The sequence below is a fragment of the Microbulbifer salipaludis genome (genome assembly GCF_017303155.1).
Lineage (GTDB): Bacteria > Pseudomonadota > Gammaproteobacteria > Pseudomonadales > Cellvibrionaceae > Microbulbifer > Microbulbifer salipaludis.
Map to the genome: position 1 here is coordinate 28,146 of NZ_JAEKJR010000003.1, position 10,876 is coordinate 39,021.

The 10,876-nt window shown below is 58.5% G+C and carries 10 protein-coding genes and 1 other RNA gene; 5 read left to right on the top strand and 6 right to left on the bottom strand.

The window, feature by feature from the left end; all coding sequences use genetic code 11:
• Positions 1 to 34: 34 nt before the first annotated feature.
• On the top strand, positions 35 to 934 hold the full coding sequence (locus JF535_RS15390; protein ID WP_207003945.1) for a LysR family transcriptional regulator: 900 nt from the start codon (positions 35 to 37) through the stop codon (positions 932 to 934).
• Here JF535_RS15390 and JF535_RS15395 read toward each other — a convergent pair.
• From JF535_RS15395 to ffs, 5 genes are all read right to left on the bottom strand, one after another.
• Entirely contained in the window at positions 917 to 1,876 is a 960-nt protein-coding gene (locus tag JF535_RS15395) for a hypothetical protein (RefSeq protein ID WP_207003947.1), read from the bottom strand. The genes JF535_RS15390 and JF535_RS15395 overlap by 18 nt on opposite strands.
• 13 nt (positions 1,877 to 1,889) lie before the next feature.
• The gene (locus tag JF535_RS15400) at positions 1,890 to 2,231 is read right to left on the bottom strand and encodes a PadR family transcriptional regulator (RefSeq protein ID WP_207003949.1); all 342 of its coding nucleotides are present in this window, start codon (positions 2,229 to 2,231) and stop codon (positions 1,890 to 1,892) included.
• 160 nt (positions 2,232 to 2,391) lie between these two features.
• Positions 2,392 to 2,862, bottom strand: a complete 471-nt coding sequence (locus JF535_RS15405) for a Dps family protein (protein ID WP_207003951.1) — start codon at positions 2,860 to 2,862, stop codon at positions 2,392 to 2,394.
• 259 nt (positions 2,863 to 3,121) lie between these two features.
• Complete coding sequence (locus JF535_RS15410; protein ID WP_207003953.1) at positions 3,122 to 5,053, bottom strand: M2 family metallopeptidase; 1,932 nt, start codon at positions 5,051 to 5,053, stop codon at positions 3,122 to 3,124.
• Between the two features lie 293 nt (positions 5,054 to 5,346).
• An RNA gene (ffs, locus tag JF535_RS15415) (signal recognition particle sRNA small type) lies at positions 5,347 to 5,443 on the bottom strand.
• A 259-nt stretch (positions 5,444 to 5,702) separates the two neighbouring features.
• Between ffs and JF535_RS15420 the strand changes: the two genes are divergently transcribed.
• Complete coding sequence (locus JF535_RS15420; protein ID WP_207003955.1) at positions 5,703 to 6,545, top strand: 6-carboxytetrahydropterin synthase; 843 nt, start codon at positions 5,703 to 5,705, stop codon at positions 6,543 to 6,545.
• Between the two features lie 6 nt (positions 6,546 to 6,551).
• Positions 6,552 to 7,271 carry a 16S rRNA (uracil(1498)-N(3))-methyltransferase gene (locus JF535_RS15425; protein WP_207003957.1) on the top strand — a complete coding sequence of 240 codons (720 nt, stop codon included), beginning with the start codon at positions 6,552 to 6,554 and terminating at the stop codon, positions 7,269 to 7,271.
• Positions 7,272 to 7,460: 189 nt separating this feature from the next.
• On the opposite strand, the gene ald is transcribed toward JF535_RS15425, so the two are convergent.
• Positions 7,461 to 8,606 carry an alanine dehydrogenase gene (gene ald / locus JF535_RS15430; protein ID WP_207003958.1) on the bottom strand — a complete coding sequence of 382 codons (1,146 nt, stop codon included), beginning with the start codon at positions 8,604 to 8,606 and terminating at the stop codon, positions 7,461 to 7,463.
• 291 nt (positions 8,607 to 8,897) lie between these two features.
• On the opposite strand from ald, the gene JF535_RS15435 reads away from it, so the two are divergent.
• Positions 8,898 to 9,383, top strand: coding sequence for an Lrp/AsnC ligand binding domain-containing protein (locus tag JF535_RS15435; protein ID WP_207003961.1), 486 nt, complete (start codon positions 8,898 to 8,900; stop codon positions 9,381 to 9,383).
• A 176-nt stretch (positions 9,384 to 9,559) separates the two neighbouring features.
• Positions 9,560 to 10,876: an efflux RND transporter periplasmic adaptor subunit gene (locus tag JF535_RS15440; protein WP_207003962.1), complete on the top strand. Its 1,317-nt coding sequence runs from the start codon at positions 9,560 to 9,562 to the stop codon at positions 10,874 to 10,876.

Genomic DNA, 10,876 nt, shown 5'->3' on the forward strand with positions numbered 1-10,876 from the left:
TAAAGTGAGGGCCCGCGCGGCGTTGAATCCGAGCATGAACACCACCATCAAGCAGCTGCGCGCCTTTGTCACGGTGGCCAGAACCCGCAGTCTGGCGGAGGCGAGCGCACAGCTGCACGTTTCGCAGCCGGCCATCTCCATCGCCATTCGCAGTCTGGAAGAGTCCCTGGGGGGTGCCCTGTTCAGCCGCGACGGCAGGCAACTGGTTCTCACCCCCGAGGGCGTTGGGTTTGTGGAACGCGCCCAGCAACTGCTGCACAACTGGGACAATACCCTCGATGCGGTGCAACAGCGCTTCCGTCTGCAACAGGGGCAACTGTCCATCGCCGCCATCCCCGCCTTTGCCCTGAACCAGTTACCGGGCCTACTCAAGCAGTTTCACCGGCAACATCCGGATATCAATATCGTGCTGGAAGACATCGTGATGGAGGGGGTAGTGAATGCGGTGCAGGAGGGACGCGCGGAACTGGGGTTCAGTTTTCGCCCGGACGATCTGGGCAACCTGGGCTTCACCCCCATCGGGGATGACCGGTTTGTGGCAGTACTGCCCGAGGGCCACAAGTTACAGGGCAAAAAAGTGGTGCGCTGGCAGGATCTGGCACAGGAGCGGTTTATTGCCATGAACCGGGGCTCGGCGGTGCGCCGCTGGACCGACGCCGCGTTTGCCCAAAACGCGACCTCCGGGGAAGCCTCCCCGAGGCTACTATGTGAGGCAAGCCAGCTCAGCACCATCGGCCGGCTGGTACAGAGTGGCCTGGGGGTCAGCGCGGTTCCCAACTTGTGTGCGGAACAAATGCGTGACTATGGACTGGTGTGCAAACCACTGGCGGAGCCTGTGGTGACCCACGCAGTGGGAATTCTCGCGCGGGAAGCCGGCGCCCTGTCGGCGCCAGCCCAGGCGTTTCTTGCCCTCGTGTTAGACGCGCACACCTGATGGCGAGCGCACTAGCCGGCGAATATTTTCAAACAGATCCCACGCGGTAATGGCGACCACAACACCGATGGCCACCTGCCAACCTCCCTGACTCGGCTGCCAAAATTCACCACTTGGCCACTCGATGGAAAACGGCGCCTGCAGGCCCAACAGAAAAGCCAGTAACGTCAGCCAATACATATTCAGCGCCCCATCAATCAGCAGGCGCGATCGTGTCCAGAAAGGGGAGAACAGTTTGTGGAGCGACATCAGCACGCTGGCACCGAGTGCGATATTGATCCACGGCAACAGCGACACGAGTTCCGGCGATAGCGCCAGCGCGGTGTGCCCGCCAGTGCCCGGCAGCAACCAGATATCGTTTAGCCACGCCATCGCCAACAGGGTCACGACAAATTCCACCGAGGAGTCGAAGCGCTTGATACGCCGACCACTGTCGACCACGTTCGGCATCGAGCGGGGATTCCAGTTGCCAAATACCTGACGACTACTCAACCCCTCCCCGATGAGATAAAACACCAGAGTGACCGCAGCAAAAGAATGCACACCGCTTTCATAAAGACCGCTAAACCAGCCGAGTGCGGCAGAAAGCAGGTCCGGATCTTCAGCAAAATACAGGGAACCGACCACATCGACCGCCGATACCACCGCAATCACCAGAAATGTCCACTTCAGAACCTGCAGGTACAGGGGAAACAGCGGCTCACTGACCAGTGCGCGGCGCGGCTGATAGGCGGCCGCCACCGACATGGGGTGGCCCTTCTGTTTTAGCAGGTCGAGAATATCCTGCTCAGTGGGTGCCCGCGCCAGGGATTCTTGCAGGTCATCGCACTGATCCTGCAGGTCAGACAGCAGCTCGTTGCCCACATCCTCGCGCAGCCGCACCGGTAAATGGGTGCGCACATTGTCCACGTAGCGCTGCAACCAATCAGTCTCTTTCGCCATTGATTCCGTCTCCTTATTGAATCTTTTCCGCAAGCTGGCCGATCACCAGGTTGAGGCTTTGCCACTCTCTGCGCATTGCTGCCAGCGCGATCTCGCCACTGCTATCGATCTGGTAAAAACGCCGCTTGCGCCCCTCTTCCTGCTGCCAATAGCTGGACAGTAGGCCCTGCTCTTCCAGCCGGCGCAGCAGTGGGTAGAGGGTGCCCTCGTCGATCTCCAACCCTTGCCGGGCCAGCTTTTTGCGCAGGGAGTAGCCATAGTGCGGCTCTGCCAGCGCAAGCAATACCGCCAACGTGAGAGCCCCACGGCGTACTTCCATCACCATTCGCTGAAGTCTTTCCGGTGCTTCTGTCATCCCGCTTTAGCCCATACTGTGTGCCACACAGTAAATACTGTGCACTACACAGTAATAAAGTGCAAGTAGTAAACACGACCGTGGATTGACGTAAAACGAAAAAATCGCAGGCACAAAAAAACCGGCCAAGGGCCGGTTTTTCGGAAGGGGAGCGGTCAGATTACTGGGCGGTGGCCCGCAACATCCAAGCGGTCTTCTCATGCACACGCATACGGTCGCCCACCAGTGCTGCGGTGGATTCGTCATCCGCGTCCTGCGCAGCTTTCAATACGTCGCGACAGGTTTTCACCACCTGCTCGTGGCCTTGGGTCAGGATCCGCACCATCTCTTCGGCAGCGGGTACATCTTCCACTTCCTTCACCGAGCTCAGCTCAGCAAATGCCTTATAAGTTCCCGGCGCCACAACATCCAGGGTACGGATGCGCTCGGCAATATCATCAACGGCGACCGCCAGTTCGGTATAGTGTTCCTCGAACATCAGGTGCAACTCACGGAACAGGCGACCGGTTACATTCCAGTGGAAATTGTGGGTCTGCAGATACAGGGTGTAGGAGTCCGCCAGCAGACGCTTCAAACCCTCCGCGACCTTCTCACGATCTTGTTCACCAATCCCGATATCAATATTGCTCATTAGCAACCTCTTTTCTGGTTTGAGTTCAATCCATGTCAGGGCCTGTGTGCGGAGCAGGTAGTGTCACTACCACTTCCTGCAGCCCGAAAAACGGACTGCCAGGCCCTGCGAAGCCATTCCGGCGGAACTGCAATTAAAAGCACTCCCGCCAACCAACTTCAGCTCATACCTAATACTATGGTCACAAACCGCGTTTCAAACCCCGGACGCCATTGACTGTAAATATGTAGCCAATAGCGTCAGGCAATGGGGCGAACAGTTACCAGCCGCACTGGCGATCCGCGTTTTGCTCCTTGAGGTAGCCCATCAGCGGCTGGAAGTAATCCACAATCGCGGAGGCATCCAGCTCCCGCTGCCCGGTGAGTGCTTCCATCGCATCCGGCCACGGTTTGCTCGCGCCCATGGCTAGCATGTTGCGAAGTTTTTCACCGGCGGCCTTGTTCTTGAAAATGGAACAGCGGTGCAGCGGCCCGGTCTCGCCGGCGGCCTCACACAAGGCACGGTGGAACTGGAACTGCTGGATACGTGCGAGGAAGTATCGCGCGTAAGGGGTATTGCCCGGAATATGATACTTGGCGCCCGGATCGAAATTCGCCTCACTGCGCTCTACCGGCGCCTGGATACCCTGATACTCTTCCCGCAATTTCCACCAGGCCTTGTTGTAATCACCGGGCTGCACTTCGCCGTTGAATACCTGCCAGCGCCACTTGTCCACCAGCAGACCAAACGGCAGGAACGCAATCTTGTCCAGTGCCTGCTGCATCAGGTAGCCGATGTCTTTGTCGGCCCCGGGAATTTCATCCATCAATCCAATTTCTTTCAGGTACTTTGGCGTAATGGACAGTGCAATGGTGTCACCCACGGCCTCATGGAAACCATCGTTGGCGCCTTCCTTGTACAGGAACGGCTGCTCATTGTAGATACGCTGGTAGAAGTTGTGCCCGAGCTCATGGTGCACGGTGATCAGGTCTTCACCGGTTTTATTGATGCACATCTTGATGCGGATATCGTCCTTACCATCCAGGTTCCAGGCACTCGCGTGGCACACCACATCGCGATCCCGCGGCTGCACAAACTGCGAGCGCTCCCAGAAAGTTTCCGGCAATGGTTTGAACCCGAGTGAGGTGAAGAACTTTTCGCCCACCTTCACCATATCTTTTTCACTCATGCCGGAGTCCACCACCAGCTGAGTCAGGTCATAGGGCGCCTGCATGTCATCGTCTTTGACCACGTCGTAGACGTTGCCCCATTCCTGGGCCCACATATTGCCGAGCAAGTGCGCCGGGATTTTTCCACTGGCCGGCGCCACATCATCGCCATAGTGTTCGTTGAGCTTTGCGCGCACATGGCAGTGCAATGCCTCGTACAAGGGCTTTACCTTGTTCCACTGGTTGTCCATATCCGCCGCAAAGGCGTCCGCAGGCATATCGTATTTGGAACGCCACATCACACTCAGGTTGTCGTAGCCCAGCTCCTTGGCACCGGCATTGCCAATTTCCACCTGGCGCTCGTACAGAGGCTTCATCGGTGGCGACACCTTGCGCCAGCCAACCCACAGGTCCTTCAGTAGCTTGGGATCCCGGCTGTTGGCCATCATCTGGCCCATTTCCGTGAGGGTGTAACACTTGCCGCCTTCCTCACCAGACTGATCCCCATCGTTCTTGTTATCCGGGCAATATTTTCCGGCCCCGTACATGCCCTGCATCTTCGAACCGATCTGCGCCAGCTCGGCCGTCAGCTTGGGATCGTTGGGGGCGGGGAAAACCAGGCCCTGCTTGAGCATGGTGAGCATGCGGCGGGTTTCGGGATCCAGATCGACGCTGTCGAACTTGGCAGCTTCCTGTGCCAGCTCCACCGCAAGGGATGTGTAACGCTCCATCGCCAGCGCCTCGACAAACTGCGAGTCGAGATTGATATAGGTGGACGCCAGCCAGCTGGCATGGCTCGCTTCTTCAGCCATTTTGGCCAGGCGCTGCTGCGCGTCGTCCAGGAATGCCTTGGCACCCTCTGCATTCAATTGATCGCCGCTTTGCGCCGCCTTTGCCACGGTGCCAGCGTCGGTGGAATCGGCGGCGTAATTCAGGTTTGAGGGGGGATTGGCGGCAGCGGGAGGCTGTCCTCCGGTAGATTCTCGATCACACCCCGCAAGGGTGAAGGTGGCAGCGGCGATTACCAACGCAAGCTTTTTCATCGGCGTCCTCTGGTCATTATTGGAAGTTATTCGTGGTATTCCCCCCCGGGCACCGGGGTGGAGATCCTAAAATCTGTCGCGGTTTTATAGCACAGGCCCCACCCCCACCGGGACGGTGGCGAGTGTGCGCAAACCACATCGGCACAAAATTCCTTCTACGGGCGAATATTTGGAGAAAAATTTCGGCAACGAGCTTTTCCGCGAATCAGCCAATGGCGCAGGAGGCGGGCCCAATACAGGCAGACTTTGCAACAGAAAGAGGGAATGAATAGAGAGAAGAAAACTGGAGGCAGCCCAACCAGCACATCCCCGGCACATGATGTCACTGCTACCGTTGCTCCCTTCCGGGCCTGGCGGGGTTCACAGCTGATCATTGCGAGGAGACCGGAAGGGCCGCCATCACGCTTGAGCACTCAGGTTAGCACCGCTTGCTGAAAAAAAGCGGCCTGTGCTCGAAGAGGGCGCGATTATAGAGATTCGAGGCGCCAGGTTCCAGCCCTAATTTTCCCGCGCGCGACTTATCGCTTGTGGTCAGTAAAATCCTCTCCGCCGAGGGCACCAATCATGACCGCAAAAAAGCTATACTGTGCCGCGCCCGAATCCGGGCCCTTCGCTTTCGTTTCAGCCACTTTGCCATGCCGGAAAACCTATGCACCTGTTTGTCGACAGCCTTACCAACGTGGATTTCAGTTATCTCCACCGCAGCCGCGGCATTGTTGGTGAAACCTGGCTGGCCAACGCCGCCCTCGATGGCGCGCTGGATCATCAGGGCATGGTGTGCGACTTCGGGATCGTCAAAAAGACCCTGCGTAACTGGCTGGATAGCGAGCTGGACCACCGCTTGCTGGTGCCTATTCTGGCACCCGAGCTGGAACTTGAGCGCACCGACGACGGCATCCGCCTGCAGTGGACACTCGACGATGGCGAAGTCATCACGGTAGGGGGCCCCGCAGAGGCGTTCGCCCTGGTCGCGGTGAACGCAATTTCGCCGGAATCCGTGGCGCACTGGTGCGTGGGCGAACTGGAGGGCATCTTCCCCACCAGCGTGAAGCGGCTCGACCTGCGCTTTACCACCGAGGCCATCGATACCCCGTTTTATCACTACAGTCACGGCCTGAAAAAACACGACGGTAACTGCCAGCGCATTGCCCACGGCCACCGCTCGCGTATCCAAATCGATATGGATGGGGTACGCCATCCACAGTTGGAAGCGGAATGGGCGAAGCGCTGGGCGGATATTTACCTCGGCACCCGCGAAGACCTGCGCGAGGAATCTGCGCAGCAACTGCACTTTGCCTACCGCGCCCGCCAGGGCGAGTTCACTCTGAGTATCCCCGGCAACCGCTGTGAAATTCTCGACTGTGATACCACCGTGGAACAGCTGGCGCAGTACATGGCCGACCAGTTAGCCAAGGCGCATCCCGGACACGACATCCGCGTTCGCGCCTACGAGGGTATCGGCAAGGGCGCCGTGGCCTCGGCAAAGTGCTAAACAACCGTGAACCTGATCCTTCTTGAACCCAGCGATTTTGCCGAGGCGGCCGACGTCGCCGTGCTGCGCGGGCGCCGCTTCCAGCATATTGTCGACGTGCACAAAGCCGAGGTGGGCGACACGCTCAAGGTCGGCGCGCTGCAGGGGCAGATTGGCGAGGGCGTGGTCATCGAGCGCGGCGAACAACATATCGCGCTCGCCGTTTCTCTGCACCGCGCACCGCCACCGCCGCTGCCGCTGAACCTGATCCTCGCCCTGCCGCGCCCGAAAATGCTCAAGCGCACCATCCAGCACGCCACCGCGCTCGGGGTAAAGACGCTGTACCTGATCAATGCCTACCGGGTGGAGAAGTCCTACTGGCAAAGCCCCTGGCTGGCGGAAGACAAACTCCGCGAGCAGTGCCTTCTGGGCCTGGAGCAGGCGGTGGACACCACCATGCCGGCGATATTTCTGCGCAAGCGTTTCAAGCCGTTTGTCGAAGATGAGCTGCCGGATATCGCCGCCGCCTCGCGCAAGCTGGTCGCACACCCCGTCACCGACACCCCCTGCCCGGTAGATATTGCCGAGCACACCACCCTGGCAGTGGGGCCGGAGGGCGGCTTCATTCCGTACGAAGTAGAAAAGCTACAGGCGGCGGGATTTGAATCCGTACATCTGGGCCCCAGAATCCTGCGGGTAGAAACAGCCCTGCCCGTCCTGCTAGCGCGACTGTTCCCCGGACGCTAGATCACCTCACACGCCATCGCACCGACAACGAAATAACACAGCGCACCTGAAGAACGGGCACAAAAAAGCCGCGCTAAAAAGCGCGGCCACAATGGCAGTCAAGACACTGCCGGGTCTCACAGAGCGGGGCATGGGGCTGCCCCAAAGAGAACGGGAGTTACCTGTTCAATTCTTTGCTCGGGCTGCGGGTTACGCAGCGACTTCAGACTCAACTGCAGACTTTTGCAGGGCGAGTTTCGGATCTACGTACTCGTAACCCAGCACATCCGCTACCGCTTTATAAGTCACCATACCGGCGTGCACGTTCAAACCTTCCAGCAGGTTGGCATCGTCCAGCAGTGCCTGCTTGGCACCCTTGTTGGCCAGCGATACGGCGAACGGCAGGGTGGCATTGTTCAGAGCCATGGTGGAGGTACGGGCAACACCACCCGGCATATTGGCAACACAGTAGTGCACCACGCCATCTACCACGTAGGTCGGCTCCTGGTGCGTGGTCGCTTTGGAAGTTTCGAAACAACCGCCCTGGTCGATCGCAACGTCCACAACCACCGCACCTTTCTTCATACGGCTGATATGGTCGCGAGTCAGCAGCTTCGGTGCCGCCGCGCCCGGGATCAGTACCGCACCGACAACCAGGTCAGCTTCCAGCGCGTGCTTCTCGATCGCATCGTTGGTGGAGTATTCGGTGCGCACCGCGCCGCCGAAGATATCGTCCAGCTGGCGCAGACGCGGCAGGGAACGATCCAGGATGGTCACGTCGGCACCCATACCCAGCGCCATCTTGGCCGCCTGGGTACCTACAACACCACCGCCAATAATCAGCACTTTGGCCGGTGCTACACCCGGTACGCCGCCCAGCAGTACGCCGAGGCCGCCCTGAGCTTTTTCCAGGTGATGCGCGCCGCACTGCACGGACATACGACCGGCTACTTCCGACATAGGCGCCAGCAGCGGCAGGCCACCGAAGCGGTCGGTCACGGTTTCATAAGCGATACAGGTCGCACCGGATTTCACCAGCAGTTCGGTCTGCTTGGGATCGGGCGCGAGGTGGAGGTAGGTGTACAGCAGCTGGCCGGGGCGCAGCATTTCGCATTCGTGCGGCTGGGGTTCTTTTACCTTCACGATCATATCGGCAGTGGCGAAGATTTCTTCAGCGCTGTCGATGATCTTGGCACCCGCCTGCTCGTACATTTCATCGGTAAAGCCAATGGCTGAACCGCCGTCTTTCTGCACGATCACGTCATGACCATGGCCGATCAGCTCGCGTACACTCGCCGGCGTCAGGCCGATGCGATACTCGTGGTTCTTAATTTCTTTTGGGACACCGATCAACATAACGAATCTCCTCAATCACTCTGTGAGCGCAACTTCGCGCGCCCCGTTCTTTTGTTGGATTCCCGCAGTATAAGACCCTCGTTCGAGTGGATTTCTGCAAATTTTTCAATATCATTAGTGGAATCCACTGGTTATTTTTTGAAATGACCGTTTTTTAGCCAAACGAGACCAGAATTCGCGCCACAGACAAGTCAAGCCGGGCTTTCACGCCTTTTTTCTGTGGTATTCCCGACGGGCCAGAAAGGCTCGACCACTTGGTCAAAAACAGATATCCGAGAGCATGTCAAAAACATGAAAAGGCGCGCCAACGAACTCAGCACCATTGATCGCAACATCCTGCGTGTACTGCAAAAAAACGGGCGCACCAGCTACGCGGAACTGGCCCGCCATGTCGGACTGACCGCCACCCCCTGTGTCGAGCGGGTGAAAAAAATGGAGTCCGACGGGGTTATCCAGGGCTACACCGCACTGATCAACCCCGAGTATCTGGACGCGGCGCTGGTGGTTTTTGTACAGATCCGCCTGAACCGCTCTGCGCAGGATGCATTCGAGGATTTTCGCACCGCGGTCTCTGCCCTGCCGGAAGTTCAGGAGTGCTATCTGGTGTCGGGGAATTTTGATTACCTGATCAAAGCCCGCGTGGCCGACATGAGCGCCTACCGGAAATTTTATGGCGAAACCTTACTGACCCTGCCGGAAGTGCAGGAGTGCACCAGCTATGTGGTGATGGAGCAGGTCAAGGAAACCCTGGAAGTACCGGTGCACTACAACCGCTGATACCACAGGCCTACCCAGGGCCTCCCGTCCATTCAATGCACCGCCTCGAGCAACGGGCACACACGCGCCCCACCGCAAGGGTTGCATTCCGCGTCAACCGGCTCGCGAGAGCCGCCCGCCCCGTGAACGACGACTAGGATTAAAAGGCAAAGGTTTCCTAATTCAAGTGCGCGGAAATGATGTCTTATTCCAACCTCTTCCCTGTTCACTGGCAGAAAGTCTTCGTTCTCGTATGTGTGCTCAGCACCGGCTGCGGGGACAAGACGCCAGAAAAACCCACCCCGCCCCCCAAAAAGGTGGAAGTGGTGGAAGCCCAGCGCCTGAAATTCCGCCCCAGTTTCGAGGTGCCCGCGGTTATTGAAGCGGTGGAAACGGCACAGATTTTCCCGCTGGTACAATCCAGGATTCTCTATCAGAACATCACACCCGGCGCCTTTTTCAAGCAGGGTGAGGAGCTGGTGCGACTCGATCCCTACAAGTTCGAGTCGGCGGTTGCCACCGCTGAATCCATGGTGGCGGAAGCAACCGCAAACTTTGAGCAGGCCGACGGCAACTTTCGGCGGGCGCGTGAGTTAAGCCCCCAGGGTTACATCTCGGCAAAAGATTTCGATACCGCGAAATCCGCCAAGCTGGCCGCCGAAGCAGAGCTGGATAAAGCCCATGCAGCACTGATACAGGCACGGCAGGACCTGTCGCATACGTCCATTGTGGCGCCGTTTTCCGGGCGTGTCGGGCACCCCAACTACGCGCCGGGCGACATTGTGATATTGCCGACGTCGCTCCCTATCACCAAGATGGTCAAGCTCGACCCCGTGTACGTACTGGCCAATGTGGGCCAGAAGGCCTACAACGATTTTTACGCCGTGGTGGAAAGACTGAAGCAGCAGGGGCGCGCCATTCCCAATATGGAGCTCTATATGGAGCTTCCCGGCGGCAGCATCTATCCCTTTAAAGGGGAATTTTTCTCCTGGGATGCCACCGCCGCCTCCACCCGTGGCACCATCGCCGCGCGCGTACTTTTCCCAAATACGGACGGCCTGCTGATCCCCAAAGAGAATGTCACGCTGCACGGGAAACTGCTGGAGGAAATCGAACGCATCGTCATTCCGCAGAAAGCGGTATCCCAGGACCAGCAGGGGTTTTACGTCTACCTGCTCGACAAAGACAACAAGGTAAAACGGGCCAATGTGGAAGTGGGTGTCCGAATCGGGCCCAACTGGGCCATTCGCAAGGGCCTGAAAACGGGCGACCGGGTTCTGGTCGAGGGCCTGCAAAAAGTCAGCCCGGGCGATCAGGTAACCGTGGTGCCAGTCAAACTTGAGGACTTCAAGAAGCAGACACCCCTCAATCTGAAGTCCCCGCCCCACTCCCTCAAGGAACAGCTGGCCCGAGACCGGGAGGCCCAATCGCAGATGCTGGAGTCCCTGCAACGCGAGCAGAGGGACAGAAACCAGCCGGGCGAGCCCTATGACCCGAATGACATCGGCAAGTAA